Source organism: Sulfitobacter sp. GN1-4, from assembly GCF_055693825.1.
Window position 1 is genome coordinate 679546 of the sequence record NZ_JBVFUQ010000003.1, and the last position, 15558, is coordinate 695103.

The following is a 15558-nucleotide window of genomic DNA, read 5'->3' on the forward strand; positions in this document are numbered from 1 at the left end:
GATTGACGATGGTATTTTTGTTTGATTACGATGTCGAGCGAAAATCGACTCAAAAAAGGATGCGGTCATGGCAACCGAATTCCCGACCCACGCACGCGTGGTTATTGTAGGCGGCGGCGTGATGGGCGTGGGGCTGGCCTATCATCTGGGGCATGAGGGCTGGGGCGATGATACGGTGCTGCTGGAAAAGGCTGAGCTGACCAGCGGCAGCACCTGGCACGCAGCAGGACAGATCACGCATTCCACCTCCAGCTTTGGCTTGGGCAAATGTGTTGATTACAACATCGGCCTGTATTCCGGGGGCCTGGAGGCTGAGACCGGCCAGCCGGTGACCTGGCATGGCTGCGGTTCGTTCCGGCTGGCCTATACTGAGGACGAGATGGATTGGCTCCGCCATACGCTTTCTGTGGGTCGGTCGCTGGGGTTCAACATTGAGCTGGTGGGCCCAGAGCAGATTGCCGCGCTGCACCCTTTCTATAATCTTGAGGGGGTCTTGGGTGCTTTGCACACGCCAGATGACGGGCATGTGGACCCTACCAATGTGACCATGGCCATGGCCGCAGGTGCGCGCCAGAAAGGCGTGCGGATTGTACGCAACTGTCGGGCCACCAACATCACCCAAGCGGACAGTGGCGAATGGGTCGTGGAGACCGAAAAGGGCATCATTATCTGTGAACATGTGGTCAACGCTGGCGGCACCTATGCGCGCCAGATGGGCGAATGGTCCGGCCTGCAGCTGCCGATGACGTCGATGACGCACCATTATTTTGTGACAGAACCCGTGCCCGAATTTGCCGCACTGGACCAAGAGTTGCCGGTCATTCGCGACGACAAAAAGGTCTCTGGCTACATCAGGATGGAGCAAAAGCGCGGCCTGATCGGGATTTATGAGAAAGAGAATCCAAACTCCGTCTGGCACGATCACTGCCCGTGGGAATACGAGAACTGGCTCTTTGACGCCGATTACGACCGGGTGATGCCTTATCTTGAGGAAAGCCTGAACCGTATGCCGATCTTTGCAGAGCTTGGCATTCAGCGCGAAGTGCATGGCGCGATTAGCCATCCCCCTGACGGCAATCCTCTCATTGGTCCGGCACCGGGGGTGCGCAATTACTGGTGTTGTTGCGGCACCCAGATCGGGATTGGCTGGGGGCCGGGCCTGACGCGGGAACTGGCGCGCTGGATGGTGCATGGGGCGGCCGATATCTCAATGCGGGACTATGACCCGCGCCGCTTTGGCAGTTATGCCACCAAAGAATGGCAGGTCGTGAAAGCCGAAGAGGATTATTGCCTGCGCCACGAAATCCCGTTTCCGCATTTCAACCGTTTAGCCGGGCGGCCGATCAAACCATCGCCGCTACATGATCTGCTGAAATCCAAAGGGGCGGTGCACGAAGAGAACTACGGCTTTGAGCGCCCGCGCTGGTTTGCCAAGGACGGTGTCGCGCAAGAGGATCACTATTCTTTCAAGCGCACGGTTGTGGATGACATCGTGGCAGCTGAGGTGGCCGCTGTACGGGAACGGGTGGGGATTATGGATGTGACCGCCTTCACCAAGGTTGAGGTGTCGGGCCCTGACGCTTACGCGCTCCTGGACCGGCTGACCGCGAACCGGATGCCGCAAAAGGTGGGCTCCATCACCCTGACGCATATGTTGAACCGCCGCGGGCGGATTGAGCTGGAGACCACAATCGTGCGCATGGCCGAAGACCGGTTTTATCTGGTCTGTGCGGCCTTCTTTGAACAGCGGTTGCTGGATCACTTGGCGCAGCATCTGGACGGGGCCGATGCCCAGATCACCGCTTTGTCGGCGGATTGGTCGGCCCTGTCGCTGAACGGCCCGCGCGCGCGGGATGTTCTGGGGGCCTGCACGGATGCGGATTTGTCCAACGCGGGTTTCCGTTGGCTCTCTGCCCAAGAGGTGCGCATCGCGGGGCACGCTGTCTGGGCGTTTCGGATGTCTTATGCAGGCGAGCTGGGGTGGGAGCTGCACATGCCAAACGCCGCTTGTCTTGATGTCTACCGCGCGCTTTGGGCCGCAGGCGCGCCGCATGGCATCGCGGACTACGGCAGTTTTGCCATGAACGCGATGCGGATGGAGAAAGGGTTCAAAGGCGCGGGCGAGCTGACCAATGAGGTGACCTTGGCCGAGGCGGATGTATTGCGCTTTGCCCGGCGGGACAAAGACTATCTGGGCCGCGACCTGACATTGAACGAAGACCTGCCCTGGATCTGCGCCTATCTGGAGATCGCACCCGACGGCGAGGCCGACGGCCACGGCGGCGAGGCTGTGATGCTGGAGGGCCGCGTCGTTGGATCGACAGCTTCTGTGGCCTTCGGACCAAGTGTAGGTAAGATTTTAGCCTTTGCTTACATCAAGCCAGAGGCTGCCACGCCAGGCACAGCACTGGAAGTTGTGATCCATGGCAAACCCCGTGCCGCAAAGGTTCTAGGGGCACCCGCCTATGATCCTGACAGCCTGCTGCCCCGCACCGATGCGGCCACTTTGGCAATGGCCTGACGGAAAAGGGGGCAAGGGCAATGAAGATCAAACGCATCACCGTTTATCAGGTCGATCTGCCGTTGGAGCATCCTTATTGGCTGTCCGGTGGGCGGCTTAAGTTTGAGGTTCTGGACGCGACCTTGGTCAAACTTGAAACGGACACAGGCCTGATTGGCTGGGGCGAGGGCACGCCATGGGGTCATACCTATGTCCCCGCCCATGGGCCAGGCATCCGGGCAGGCATTGAAACGATGGCGCCCTTTGTCCTGGGCCTGGATCCGCGCCGTGTCTTGGAGGTGGAGCGGGCGATGGATCTGGCATTGCCCGGGCACCTTTATGCCAAAAGCCCCATCGACATGGCCTGTTGGGACATCGCAGGCCAGGCAGCAGGCCTGCCGATTGCGGATTTGATGGGGGGCGGGTCACGTACGCCGCGCCCGATTGCCTCTTCGGTGGGGGCCAAAACCGTTGAGGAGACCCGCGCCGTGATCGACCGCTACCGCCAGCGTGGCTATATCGCGCATTCGGTCAAGATTGGCGGCGATGTTGCGCGCGATATTGAGCGCATCCGCGATGTCGAGGCGCTGAAAAACCCCGGTGACATCATGCTCTATGACGTTAACCGTGGTTGGACGCGGCAGCAGGCGTTGCGGGTGATGTCAGCGGTAGAGGACCTGAATGTCATGGTCGAACAGCCCTGCGAAACCCTTGATGATATCGGGGCAATTTGCGGCAAACACGCCACGCCGGTTTCCGTGGATGAAAGCCTGGTAAGCCTGCAAGACGCCACGCGCATCGCGCGGGACGGGCTGGCAGAGATCTTTGGCATCAAGCTCAACCGTGTGGGCGGGCTGACCAAGGCGGCGCGCATGCGGGATGTCGCCTTGGCCCATGGCATCGACATGTTTGTGATGGCCACAGGTGGGTCCGTTCTGGCCGATACAGAGGCGCTGCATCTGGCCGCCACGATCCCTGACGCCAATTGCCATGCGGTTTGGGCCTGCCAAGACATGCTGACCCTAGACATCGCAGGCGGCCGGGGGCCGCGCAACACGGATGGCCATTTGCATCTGCCAGAAACACCCGGCCTGGGCGTGCATCCAGATGAGGACACTTTGGGCAATCCAGTGGCGGTCTACCGATGAAAGTGAGCAAGCTTACCCTCTGGTCCGCCCACCTGACCAGCCATGAGACGTACTATATGGCCGAGGGCAAAACCTGCGCCACGGTCGAAACCCATGTGCTGTGCCTTGAGACGGATACCGGCCTGAAAGGCTGGGGAGAGGTCTGCCCGATCCCGCATTACCTGCCTGCATTTGCGAAGGGCGTGCCAAGTGGCATTGCCGAAATGGCACCAGAAATCCTGGGCATCGACCCCTGCGGTGTGGATGCGCCCATGCGCAAGTTGGATGGGTTTTTGCCAGGGCATTTTCACGTCAAATCCATTGTGGATATGGCGCTGTGGGATCTGTTTGGCCAGGCCACCAACCTGCCGCTCTACGCGCTTTTGGGCGGGCGGACGCGCAAGGACATGCCGCTTTATCATTCCATTACCTGCATCGCCCCCGATGAAATGGCGCGCATCGCCAAAGAGGCTTATGCAACCGGCATCAGGCAATTCCAGGTCAAGCTGGGCGCAGATGCGGATTGGGCGGCGGATGCAGAGCGGCTGATCAAAGTGCGTGAGGCCGTTGGCCCGGGGCCTTTGGTCTACGGGGATTGGAACTGCGGTGCCACGCGGTTGCAGGCAACGCGCACAGGCCGGGCCGTGGCTCATTTGGACGTCATGCTGGAACAGCCTTGCAAAACGCTGGAAGACTGCGCCGCTGTGCGGCAGGCCACAGGGCTGCCCATGAAGATTGATGAGAACGCCTTTGATCTGGAAACCCTTCTTAGGGCGCACAAACTGGGGTGTCTGGACGCGGTTGCGTTGAAACTGTCCAAGTTCGGCGGGCTGTCCGCTATGCGCCGCGCCCGCGATCTGGTGGTTTATCTTGGCGCGGAGATTTGCGCCGAATGCACCGGGGTCGGACATTGTAACAGCCGCGTCGCTGCATTTTGCGGCCAGCACGCCGCAAGGGTCGCTCTTGAACACCTGTGATCTGTCGAATTATGTCGCACCCCGCCTGTGCCCTGATGCACCCAGCCGCCAGAATGGCCGCATCGCCCCGCCCGAAGGCCCTGGCCTTGGCGTGACACCTGATCCCGACATCCTTGGCACCCCTATCTTAGAAATGGCCTGACCCATGCAAAAACTCACCTCCCAAGCGGATTGGATTTCCCGCGCAGAAGCCGTGCTGCCTGCGGGTGGTTTTGGCAATTTTGATCCAGGCATCGTTATCGCACGGGGGCGGGCAGCCGGGTGTGGGATGAGAACGGCAAGGAATACATCGACTACCTTATTGGCTCCGGTCCGATGCTGCTTGGGCATGGGCATCCAGAGGTGATGGAGGTTGTGTTGGAACAACTGCCAAAGGGCATGACGTTCTTTGCCAATAACGCAGCAGGCATCGAACTGGCTGAAGCCATCGTGGATGCCGTGCCCTGCTGCGAACAGGTGCGCTTTGTGGCCTCCGGTGGTGAGGCGGATATGTACGCCATCCGGCTGGCGCGCGCCTATACCGGGCGCAGCAAAATCCTGAAATTTGAAGGCGGCTATCACGGGATGAGTGCCGAGGCGCAAATGAGCCTGGCGCCCGCGCAGCAGGTGAATTTCCCCGAGGCAGTCCCAGACAGTGCGGGCATCCCGGAAGGCGTGGCCGCTGAGATGCTGATCGCGCCCTTTAATGATCTGGCGGCGGTTGAGGCGCTCTTGGCAGAAAACAAGGATGTCGCCGCGATCATCGTAGAGCCGCTCCAACGCATCATCCCGGCGGAACCTGGCTACCTGCAAGGGCTGCGGGATTTGTGTGACAAGCATCATGTTCTGCTGATCTTTGACGAAATCGTCACCGGCTTTCGCCTTGCCTACGGCGGGGCACAAGAACGCTATGGCGTCGTCCCTGATATTTGCACCTTGGGCAAGATCATCGGCGGCGGCTTTCCTCTGGCCGCTCTGGGTGCCAGCGCCGAGATCATGCAGCATTTTGACAAAGCCCGTGTGGGTGCTGAGGGGTGGTTGATGCAGCTGGGCACCTTGTCAGGCAATCCGGTGGCTTCGGTGGCGGGCCTGAAAACGATGGAGATCTTACGCCGGGACGGGGCCTATGACCGTCTCCGCCAGACCGGTAAGGCGCTGCAGGACATGCAAAGCAAGGCACTGGAGGCCGCCGGGATCGCGCATCAAATCGTGGGCGACGAGACCTTGTTTGATATCTTCTTTACCCAGCAAACCTGCCGCGATTACCGCACGGCCAAGCATGATGATCCCAGCATAAACGCGGCCTATAACGATGTACTGCGCAGCGAGGGGATCTTTAAATCCCCGGGCAAGCTCTATCCTTCTTTGGCGGTCACTAAGGATGATCTGGCGTGGACCGAGGCCGCTGTGCACACAGCAGTTCAGCGGCTTGCGGCAGGGTAAAGCATCGGCTTGCGGTTTCTGGGGCGACCGGGGGCGGGGAACCGCGCGCGTTCCTCAGGCCACCGCCAAAAACACCATCGTGGCGATGCCCCAAAGCGTCATCTGAAAATGCGTGTTCTGCGCGCCCTCATGGCCAAACCAATAGCTAAAGTGGTTGCCGACCACCAAAAACATGGCCCAGGTTGAGGTGAACATCAGCACGGCCCCGATGGCGTAGGATTTTGCCAAGCCAAGCGCCACACCGTCAAAGAGCGCTAGTACCATCACAATTGTCCCTCCCCAAAGCGCGAGCGTGGCTAGAGCCTCCCACGTCACCACCAACCAGAACGCGCCACGCTGCATCGCGCGGTTTTCAATTCGGCGATGGGCAACTTGGGCGTAGGCATCGGGGTAGTCCTGCCGGATGCGCGACATGTCCATCACCTCGGCGGTGAAGGTTTCATTGACCATGGGATAGAGGATATTGTCTCTGACCCCTGTGGTCAGCCAAAGGGCCAGAAAAGCAGTGCAAAAGGTCTGGGCAATCAGGACCATCGTTTGAAAATCTGGCATCGCTCAGCCCTCCACCCGCATCTGCGCCAACCCGCCATCCGCCGTGGCTGTCACGCACAAGCTTGATAGCGTCCGGGGTTCCTCATAGGGCCAGGGGGTCGCCCGGTGCAGCACGGCGCGTTGATCCCAGATCAGAACGTCGCCCACCTGCCAGGAATGCGCGTAGCGATAGGCCTCTTGCGTGCAGAATGCGATCAACTCATCCAAAAGCGCCTGGCTTTCAGCCTCAGAATACCCGTCAACCAGGTAGGCGTGGCTTGCCACGTAAAGCGCCTCAGTGCCATTTGCCGGATTGGTCCAAACCGCTTTCCAATGTTGGTCTGGCCATTTGTGAAACATCGGCATGGCCGCCAGCTCAGGTGAGATGCGTGCGCGTGAATGGCTGTATTTATGCCAGATGCCACGCCCCCTGATGCGGGACTTCAGCGCCTCAGGCATCTCGGCCCAGGCGGCGCGGGTTGACGCAAGCTCAGTCGCGCCCCGGATGACGTCACGACCCGGGCCACAAGGATGTTGGTCAGCGCTGGATTGGGTAAAAACGTACTATCGGCATGCCACAGCATGTTCGCCTTCAGGTTCAAGGTGTGCAGGTCCATCTCACCGCTGACCGCGCCATCTTCGCGCACGTTGGACACCTGCGGCACTTTATAGGCCTCATCAGGTTTGCGCTCATCCGCTAGCCTGTCTTCAATCGGGCCAAAGCGGCCAGCAAGCGCCAGGTGGGTCTCATCCGTCACCTCTTGGTTGCGCAAAAGCAGTGCTGAGTGGCTCTCAAAAAGGGCGCGCAATCTGTCAAACCCATCGCCATGCGCCGCATCTTGCAGAGACAGCCCCGACACCTCGGCGCCAAAGGCAGGTGTAAGCGGTTTGGTTGTGATCTGTGTCATGTGTCATCTCCTGCGGTGGCCTTGGCCGCGATTTCGTCCGGGCTGAGGTCTTTGACCATGGGCCAGGCCATGCTCTTTGCACTGTTCAACAGCCCTCTCGGGTCCATCCGTTTTTTCCAGGCAAGGTGGCGGTAATCGGCGTTCTTCAGGCCACCGCCCTCCACTTGCCAGGTGTGCGCGTCATAGACGGGAAAGCCGTTGGCCGCGTAGGTGGCGTTGATCTCTTCCAGACGGGATTGGTCTTTGTACCAGATGATGGGCAAATCGAAGGTCACGATCTCACCGCCCACACGGGCGTATTCGTGGTGCATCCAGACGTCTTCCCCCAGCTTTGGACGCAAATCCGCAATGGCCTGCGGGTCCGGCGGCGACGGGCAGCCGATTTGCTGATAGGTGGCGGAACGGTCCGCTTTGAGCACTTGAAGCGTGGTGTGATTATAGGAAAAATCATACACATGCGGGATTTTCAGCGCCGCGCGTTCTGCATCAGAGAGCATGAGATCCACCACACCGCCCTCTGCTGCGACCAGCTTTGCAAATGCAGCCTTCTGTGCTGCCGGGATCATTGAAACCAACAGATGTTTCTCAGGCCGTATATGTCCTTCCAGCTTGGGGAAGTAGGCGCAAATCCGTGCATCCACCGTGCTGATCAGTTTGCAGCCAATGGCGCTGTCCTGCGCCAGGGCGTATCCTGCGCCATACGCCTGCGCATAGTCATCAAAAGTCGCGATGCACCCCACCCAATCCTGTGCGGGCACAGTTCTGAGCGTCACTTCGGTGATCACCCCGTTCAGCCCCAGGCGTGATGGATCTGCAAAACATCCGCGCCCTCGAAAAGACGTTCTTGCGGGGTGGCGCAAACATCCATTGCTTTCAGCGCCATCAGGTTGCCAGGGTCTCGCAGCATGCCATTCGCGATAGAGCCGATGCCCGATGACCCGCCTGCAACGAACCCGCCGATGGTCGCAATCTCTTGGGTGGAGGGGAACATGCACATCTCGCGGCCATGCGGGGCGAGGGCGGCATTGATGTCCACCATCAAGGCCCCGGCCTGCGCGCGCACGAAATCTGGCCCAACTTCAGGGACTTGGTTCATCCCGGTGGTTTCAATGATCAACCCGCCGTCCATCGGCACCGCCTGACCATAATTGCCCGTACCCCCGCCGCGCAGCACAACAGGCAGGTCGTTTTCATAGGCAATCTTCAGGCAATGTCCCATCTCTTCGGGCGATTTGGGCCGGGCCACAAGATCTCCGAAACACGTCTTCAATTCGGTGTTCAGGATGGGGCTGTACCAAAGAAATCCCTCGATCTCTTTTTGACCAGAACGGTCTCTGAAATTGTCTCCACCGGGGCCAACGCGGCTTCGATTGCGGACCAGTCAGCGGATGTCTTGCCGGAAATTGAGGTCATCACATTGCTCCTGTGATCAACGATGTCAGCGGCACCGGTTTAGGGGGTGCGGCCAGAAGTTCAGAAGGGGAGGGGGCGTCAAAAGCGATCAGGTCCGTGACCCTAGCCCCATCAATGAATACCGGGTCATGTCCCAATGCCGTGGTGGCACCTGTTGTGACCAAGGGCAGCCAATCGCCCAACGGCGGGTCAAGATGTGCCGCCAGGCAGGTCTGCGCCAAGGCGGTCAGCGGATCATGTTTGCCAATCGGGCAGAACGCGTCGCGCACATTGTCCGTCCCCACCACCACATTGACGCCCGCCTGTCGCAGTTCCTTGATCCGTGTCAGCCCGCGCCGGTCGGGCGTGCCTGTGCTGCGCCCCTGCAGGTAAAGGTTCGTTGTCGGCAGGGTCACAATGCTGAGCCCCGCCCGCGCGACCTTGTCCAAAACGCGTTGGCAGGCGTCGCCGTGAAAGTTCATCAGGTTGCAGGCATGACCGCACAGAACAGGCCCTTCAAAGCGCAGGGCAAGTGCGGTGTCCGCAATCAGTTCCAGACCATCAAGATCTGGGTCCAACCCTTCATCGACATGAAAATCCAGCGGCAAACCATAGGCATCTGCGGCGCGAAACATCTCCTCTACGGCGTGCTTCCGTTCAGGCTGTGCGTAGATAAAACACCCCAGCGCCCCTTTGACGCCTGCCGCCTGACGGGCAATGGCGTTCGTGATGCCGGGCGATGTCAGTTGCGCGGGGCTGACAAGCGGTGCCAACTGCACGCTGAGGTTCATGGGCCTGTCCGTTACCATCTCGGTCAGGACGGACCAGGCCAGTGGACCTTGTTCAGGGTCTGGCATGACCTCCCAATCAACATGGGACCGGATCAGCCGACAGCCCGCCGCCGCAAGCTCAGCCAAGCCCCGGCTGGCGCGGGCGCGCACGTCGTCATGCGTCCAATTCTGCTTGTCCTCATATTGCGCGGCGATGGCTGCATGCAGATCACCGCCAACGGCGGGCAGGCGGTCAACGGTGTGACATTTGTCCAGATGGACGTGGGGTTCGGTCAGGTAGGGCAGCACCAAACGCTGTGGCGTGATGTTCGCGCTGGGCTGCAGTGCCCGCACGGCGCCATCTTTGACGATCAGATCGCCAGACACACACTCCCCCGTGCCTCCATCCCCAAACCCTGCGCTGCCCCGGATCAACGCGCGGGGCAGGGTCACGTTTTCAATCACGCCGTCCAGTGGGATAGGCCGGCTCATGTCCCGCCCCGTCTTGCGTCAAAGGTTGCAAACTCTTCTAGAAATGCCGCGATGCCCTGGGCGGCGGAGGCCAACAGATGCTCCCCCTTGTCCGCTGTCGCGGCAGAAGCGTTTCCGCACACCCCCTGTGGATGCAAATCCTGTGCCAGCCATGCCGGGCGGGCGGCCTGGCCGGTAAGGCCAATGTGCCGATAGGTCTTTTCCCACTCCCGCATCACAGGCACGAAATCCTCTGCGCGGGTCATGTCCACCTTGCCCGGATAGGCCGCCAGCATCGCTGAGGTTTCGATGTCCCCGGCGTGCAGGTCGACAGCCAAGGCATCCGCGTCTATCAGGCCGTCATAGTCAGCGAAGGCAAACCATGAGCATGTAGCGACGATCATCTGATGTGCCTGCCGCATCTCTCTGGCGATGATTTCCAGAAGCGCCGTGTTGCCCCCATGTGCGTTCAGGAACACCAGCCGGGTCACGCCCGCACGCGCCACTGACGCACAAACATCGCGCAGCACGGCAAGAAGCGTATCCGTGCCAAGGCTCAACGTGCCAGCAAAGGCGTCATGCTCTGCGCTTTTGGTGATGGCCAGTGTGGGCAGGAACAGCACAGTTTGCTCTGCCTTCAAGGCACCCAGCGTGCGTTCAACCACAGCATCCGCCAAATCCCGGTCCACGCTCAGCGACAGATGCGGGCCATGCTGCTCAATCGCGCCCAGCGGCAGCACCGCGATGGCATCCGGGGGCAAGGTTTCAAAGGCTTGCGTTGGGTAATCGGCCCAATACCCCTGCACCGTCATGGAGCGGCCCTCAGACAGGCGACGACATTTTCAACAGCGATGCGACAGGCGCACGACAAATAGGCACACATACCCAAACCCTCCTTCAAGAGAAGCTGATGCGTGGCCCTTAGATTGAATCTGTGCCAGAGATAGTGTGATGCTGACAAAAAAGTTGGCCCCTCGCAAGAGCCTTTCGAAGATGAGGACCGCAGATGATCAAAGCGCTTACGCCATCAACCCTGCGCCCCCCGTTTGCCAATTACGCGCATGGGGTTGAGATCCCTGCGGGCTGGCGGATCGTTCAGACATCTGGCCAGCTGGGCATTGATGCCCAGGACGTGATCCCGCAAAGCGCGCGGGCCCAGGCGGATCTATGTTTTGCCGCGATCACCGAGATCTTGCGCAGTGCTCACATGACACCCGAGGACGTCGCGCATATTTCGGCATATGTGACGGACCGGGCGTTCATGCAGGATTATATGGCCGCGCGGGATGCCTTTGTGGGCGATGCCGCGCGCTTGCCCAGCTCAACCTTGTTGATCGTTTCGGGATTTACCCGGCCTGAGTTCAAGGTTGAGGTCGAGGTGACGGCAGCAGCACCCGCTTAACATCCCAAAAATCGGCGGTTTTGACTTTGGATCTTGGTTTCGGTATCAGTTTTGTATCCAGTTGGATACAAAAATGCCTGAGTTTAAAAAATCAAGTGGCGAACAAGCCTATGACGCGCTTTTGACGGAGATCCGGCTGGGCCATTTCCGTCCCGGAGACCGGCTGAGAGAAGAAGACGTCGCAGACCGCCTTAACCTGTCCCGGACACCCGTGCGCGAAGCGTTTCGGCGCCTGGAAAGCGATGGCGTGATTGAGCATCGGCCGCGTGTCGGGGCTGTGATACGCTCGCTGTCCCATGCTGAACTGGTTGAGCTTTATGAGATGCGCATGGTGTTGGAGCGGACGGCAGCCGAAATGGCCGCCAAGCACGGCGCGGAGGCAGAGTTCGATGCGCTGGAGGCGTTGAACGATGACATCGAAGCGGCGCGCGACAATCCTGCGCGGGGTGCTGCGATCAACCAGGACTTTCACCGCAACCTGTACCTAGCCGCACGCAATCGCTTCCTGGTCGAAGCGGCGCGGGCGCTGAACAATGCGCTCTTGGTCGTTGGGCCATCTACCTATTCAGATCCCGCGCGCATAGACGTCGTGGTCCGACAACACCGGGCCATCATCACCGCCTTGCGGGCAGGTGACGCAGAAGCGGCGGGGGCGGCGGCAGAGGCGCATTTGCAAACCTCATTGCTGCACCGTCTCAAAAGCACGCCCGCATGAAAGCAACGGCGATCGCATTTGGCACCGCGGGCCTGGGCGTTGCCTTTTTCAACGCAACCGGCTTGCCCCTGCCATGGCTACTGGGCCCTATCTTTGCCTGTCTTCTGGCGGCCCTGTTGGGCCTGCCCCTGGGCGGCATAAAGATCCTGAATGACGGGATGCGCACCGTTCTTGGGGTGGCCGTGGGGGCCACTCTCACCCCAGTGGTTCTGGGCAGCTTTCCCGCGATGTGGCCGACGCTGTTGATGGTGCCGGTGATGGTCGCGCTGATCGGGGTGCTGGGCGTGCCCTATTTTCAGCGCTTCTGCGGCTATGATTTCCCCACGGCCTACTACGCGACCATGCCGGGTGGGCTGCAGGACATGATCGTGTTTGGAGAAGAGGCAGGTGCCAATGTGCGCACCCTCAGCCTGGTGCATGCGACACGGGTTTTGGTCATCGTCGTGGCCCTGCCGTTCCTGTTGCAGGGCATATGGCAAGCGGATCTGACCAACCCGCCGGGCGTGCCGGCCCGCACCGTGCCACCTTATGAGCTGGCGCTTATGGCCGTTTGTGCGGTGGTGGGCTGGCAAGGTGCCAAGCGCATCGGACTTTTCGGGGCCTCCATCCTGGGGCCACTGATCCTGACGGCTTTGGTGACACTGGCCGGTGGTTTGCAAAATCGCCCCCCGGCTGAGGCGATCTGGGCGGCGCAGTTCTTTATCGGGATGGGGATTGGCAGCAAATACGCGGGCATCACCTTGCAAGAGGTGCGCCGCGATCTGGCAGCAGGCCTCGGATTTTGTGCCATCCTGATCGTGCTCACGCTGATCTTTGTCGAAGCCATCTACGGCTTGGGTTTTGCCCCGGGCATGGAAGCGCTGTTATCCTTCGCCCCCGGCGGGCAGGCCGAATTGACGGTGCTCGCACTGATCGTTGGGGCCGACATCGCCTTTGTGGTGGCGCACCATGTCTTGCGCATTTTCGTTGTCATCCTGGGGCACCGCTGGCGGCAAAGGTCTTTAATCAAAGACCTCAGGGTTGATCATATGAATGGGCTTGCCCTCTGCGTAGGCGTTCACTTGTGCGAAGATGTCTGAAAACTGCAAATCAAATTCATCTTCCGTGACATAGCCGATGTGAGGGGTTGGCAGTACGTTGGCATGGGTCAAAAGCGGGTTCGCGGTATCGCGCAGCGGCTCATCATCAAAGACATCGACCGCTGCATAAATGCGCCCGCGCGCGATCTCGGCCTCCAGCACGCCAGGTGCGATCAGACCGGACCGCGACGTGTTGACCAAAAGGCAACGCGGCTGCATCGCTGCCAAATCCTCTGCGGTGATGATGCCGCGGGTTTCCGGCTTTAGCCGCACATGCAGGCTGACGATGTCGGAGGTTGCGAAAAACGCAGCGCGGCTGTCGGGCAGTGTTTCCCCATCTGCCTGTGCCCGCGCACGACCTGCCTCTGATCCCCACCATTGCACCTTCATGCCAAGGGCCTTGGCATAGGTCGCAACAGCCCCCGCAATGCGCCCGTAGCCATAAAGCCCCAGGGTGCGCCCCCGCAGGGTGCGGCCAACGCCCATCTGCCAATCCCCTGCGCGGATGGATGCAACCTGTTGTGGGATTTGCCGGTAACTGGCCAGCATCAGGGCAAGTGTCATTTCAGCCGCCGCATAAGATGGCGTTCCGCTGTGCATGTTTGAGCAAAGCAGCACATTGTTTTCGCTACAGGCGGGCACATCGATATGAGGATAGACAGAGCGCTGAGAGATCAGCCTCAGCTGCGGCAATTGCCTCAGAAGCTGCGCGGTGATCTTCGTCCGCTCACGGAACAGCACCAAGGCCTCTGCGTCCTGGACGCGGTGGGCCAGTTTGTCGGGGTCAGGCTCATGGTCTGTCCAAACCGTGACGTCATGCCCTGCCAGCATCTCAAAACAGGGGAGGGTGCGCAGGGTGTCAAACCAATCGTCGAGGATGTGAACCTTCACCGGCTTTCGATGCCCGCCTCTGGGGTGGGGGTGCGCGGTGTGGCGACAAAGCTGGGCTGCTCCAAATGACGCAGAGCCTGAGACACCGCCCCGCGTTGCCCCAGCAGATAGTTATACTGCGCATCACATCCCGAAACGGGTGTCGGATAATCCCGCAATTCGTTGGCAATCAGTGACTGGGCCTGTTGCAAAGCATGACGCGCGGCGCTCAGGGGTTCTTCGAAAGACATGGTATATCTCCTGATCTGTATACCATAGTATACCAAGGGCGCGTCATTCGCCAGCGAAAACTGATTTCGGCACGAACACCTCGCCCGCGGCAATCTTGCGCGCGGTGCGCACCAGCCCTGCTGAGATCACCTCAAACGTGTCGCCTTCTCTGCGGTAATCCATCACCACGCCCAACAGGCCCATGGGGTGTTCCAGCTGCATGGGCGTCGGGCCGTGGGCTGGCAAATCTGCGATGCCGTCTGCCACCGTGCCAGGGCAAAGGATGCAGGCCGATAGGCATTGTGATCCGGTGACCGCCAAACTTGGATGGCATGACTTGGGCATGAAGTACCGTACCAAGGCTGTGCCCCCTGCAACGGGTGCCGCGACCAGCCCGAACTTTGGCGTGACAGAGCCTGAGACATCGCCCATGCCCATACGCCGACCGGCCTCAACTCTGATCGGCTCCATCCGGTCATAGAACGCGCGGTTGGCGTCCAGCTCTGCCGCCGTCTCGGCCCCGGTCAGGCCAAAGTCCGCCGCACGGGCAATCACCATTGGCATGGCCACATCAAGGCAGGACACCTCAATCCCGTCGATCACATCGACCCGGTTGCCGGTTGGAAAAAGCGCACCAGTCGCCCCGCCTGTGACGTCCATGAACATCAGCTCAATCGGTGCTGCGGTGCCCGGCACGCCGTCAATCTGCGCAGACCCCTCATAGACAACGCCGTCCGCAGATGTTTGCACCTTTGAGATAACGCGCGCGCCGGTGTTCACGGCGCGAATTTTCACTTCTGTCTCGGCGCCTGTGGCCTCAACCAAACCCATCTCAAGCGCGGCGGGGCCAACGCCCACAAGGATGTTCCCGCAGGTCGGTTTGAAATCAACCGTGCGGTCCTCAACGCTGACTTGCGCAAAGAAATAATCGACATCGGCCCAATTTTCGGACGAAGGCGACAGGATCGCGACCTTGGTGGTCACAGCTGCCCCGCCGCCGATCCCGTCGATATTAAGCGGATGACCAGAGCCAACCATCGCGATCAAAACCTCTGCAAGGGCCGCCTGATCCTGCGGCAGGTCCGCCTGGTTCAGGTACGGCCCCCGCGACGTGCCGCCGCGCATGAAGTGGAACGGAATGGCTGTTTGCGTCATGGATACAT

At 60.3% G+C, this 15558-nt stretch carries 14 protein-coding genes and 3 pseudogenes; 7 read left to right on the forward strand and 10 right to left on the reverse strand.

What is annotated here, in order from left to right; genetic code table 11:
* Positions 1–67: 67 nt before the first annotated feature.
* The 4 genes and pseudogenes from ACZ1HM_RS03920 to ACZ1HM_RS03935 all read left to right on the forward strand — a co-directional run bounded on the left by ACZ1HM_RS03920 (position 68) and on the right by ACZ1HM_RS03935 (position 6026).
* Entirely contained in the window at positions 68–2521 is a 2454-nt protein-coding gene (locus ACZ1HM_RS03920; protein WP_472741336.1) for an FAD-dependent oxidoreductase, read from the forward strand.
* 20 nt (positions 2522–2541) lie between these two features.
* Entirely contained in the window at positions 2542–3648 is a 1107-nt protein-coding gene (locus tag ACZ1HM_RS03925) for a mandelate racemase/muconate lactonizing enzyme family protein (protein ID WP_472741338.1), read from the forward strand.
* A gap of 95 nt (positions 3649–3743) precedes the next feature.
* Positions 3744–4746, forward strand: a pseudogene (locus ACZ1HM_RS03930) (mandelate racemase/muconate lactonizing enzyme family protein).
* A 3-nt stretch (positions 4747–4749) separates the two neighbouring features.
* A pseudogene (locus ACZ1HM_RS03935) lies at positions 4750–6026 on the forward strand (aspartate aminotransferase family protein).
* 54 nt (positions 6027–6080) lie between these two features.
* Here ACZ1HM_RS03935 and ACZ1HM_RS03940 read toward each other — a convergent pair.
* The 7 genes and pseudogenes from ACZ1HM_RS03940 to ACZ1HM_RS03970 all read right to left on the reverse strand — a co-directional run bounded on the left by ACZ1HM_RS03940 (position 6081) and on the right by ACZ1HM_RS03970 (position 10910).
* Positions 6081–6578 (reverse strand): DUF2165 family protein, encoded by a 498-nt coding sequence (locus ACZ1HM_RS03940; RefSeq protein ID WP_472741340.1) that lies wholly within the window; start codon positions 6576–6578, stop codon positions 6081–6083.
* A gap of 3 nt (positions 6579–6581) precedes the next feature.
* A pseudogene (locus ACZ1HM_RS03945) lies at positions 6582–7465 on the reverse strand (TauD/TfdA dioxygenase family protein).
* Positions 7462–8250: a hypothetical protein gene (locus ACZ1HM_RS03950; RefSeq protein WP_472741342.1), complete on the reverse strand. Its 789-nt coding sequence runs from the start codon at positions 8248–8250 to the stop codon at positions 7462–7464. The pseudogene ACZ1HM_RS03945 and the gene ACZ1HM_RS03950 overlap by 4 nt, the downstream one beginning before the upstream one ends.
* Positions 8251–8255: 5 nt before the next feature.
* On the reverse strand, positions 8256–8711 hold the full coding sequence (locus ACZ1HM_RS03955) for an FAD-binding oxidoreductase (protein ID WP_472741344.1): 456 nt from the start codon (positions 8709–8711) through the stop codon (positions 8256–8258).
* A gap of 32 nt (positions 8712–8743) precedes the next feature.
* Complete coding sequence (locus tag ACZ1HM_RS03960) at positions 8744–8878, reverse strand: hypothetical protein (protein WP_472741346.1); 135 nt, start codon at positions 8876–8878, stop codon at positions 8744–8746.
* Positions 8878–10119 (reverse strand): amidohydrolase family protein, encoded by a 1242-nt coding sequence (locus tag ACZ1HM_RS03965; protein ID WP_472741348.1) that lies wholly within the window; start codon positions 10117–10119, stop codon positions 8878–8880. Before ACZ1HM_RS03965 ends, ACZ1HM_RS03960 begins: the two co-directional genes overlap by 1 nt.
* A complete protein-coding gene (locus ACZ1HM_RS03970; RefSeq protein ID WP_472741349.1) occupies positions 10116–10910 on the reverse strand; it encodes a creatininase family protein in 795 nt (264 codons plus the stop codon). Before ACZ1HM_RS03970 ends, ACZ1HM_RS03965 begins: the two co-directional genes overlap by 4 nt.
* 194 nt (positions 10911–11104) lie before the next feature.
* Between ACZ1HM_RS03970 and ACZ1HM_RS03975 the strand changes: the two genes are divergently transcribed.
* From ACZ1HM_RS03975 to ACZ1HM_RS03985, 3 genes are all read left to right on the forward strand, one after another.
* A complete protein-coding gene (locus ACZ1HM_RS03975; RefSeq protein ID WP_472741351.1) occupies positions 11105–11500 on the forward strand; it encodes a RidA family protein in 396 nt (131 codons plus the stop codon).
* Positions 11501–11573: 73 nt separating this feature from the next.
* On the forward strand, positions 11574–12215 hold the full coding sequence (locus tag ACZ1HM_RS03980) for a GntR family transcriptional regulator (RefSeq protein WP_472741353.1): 642 nt from the start codon (positions 11574–11576) through the stop codon (positions 12213–12215).
* Positions 12212–13294 carry an AbrB family transcriptional regulator gene (locus ACZ1HM_RS03985; protein ID WP_472741355.1) on the forward strand — a complete coding sequence of 361 codons (1083 nt, stop codon included), beginning with the start codon at positions 12212–12214 and terminating at the stop codon, positions 13292–13294. The genes ACZ1HM_RS03980 and ACZ1HM_RS03985 overlap by 4 nt, the downstream gene beginning before the upstream one ends.
* Here ACZ1HM_RS03985 and ACZ1HM_RS03990 read toward each other — a convergent pair.
* From ACZ1HM_RS03990 to ACZ1HM_RS04000, 3 genes are read right to left on the reverse strand one after another with little or no spacing between them, the layout of a single operon-like run.
* On the reverse strand, positions 13217–14185 hold the full coding sequence (locus tag ACZ1HM_RS03990; protein ID WP_472741357.1) for a D-2-hydroxyacid dehydrogenase family protein: 969 nt from the start codon (positions 14183–14185) through the stop codon (positions 13217–13219). The two genes, ACZ1HM_RS03985 and ACZ1HM_RS03990, sit on opposite strands and share 78 nt — an antisense overlap.
* Positions 14182–14415, reverse strand: coding sequence for a hypothetical protein (locus ACZ1HM_RS03995; RefSeq protein ID WP_472741359.1), 234 nt, complete (start codon positions 14413–14415; stop codon positions 14182–14184). The genes ACZ1HM_RS03990 and ACZ1HM_RS03995 overlap by 4 nt, the downstream gene beginning before the upstream one ends.
* Before the next feature lie 43 nt (positions 14416–14458).
* Positions 14459–15550 carry a 4-oxalomesaconate tautomerase gene (locus ACZ1HM_RS04000; protein WP_472741360.1) on the reverse strand — a complete coding sequence of 364 codons (1092 nt, stop codon included), beginning with the start codon at positions 15548–15550 and terminating at the stop codon, positions 14459–14461.
* Positions 15551–15558: the final 8 nt, after the last annotated feature.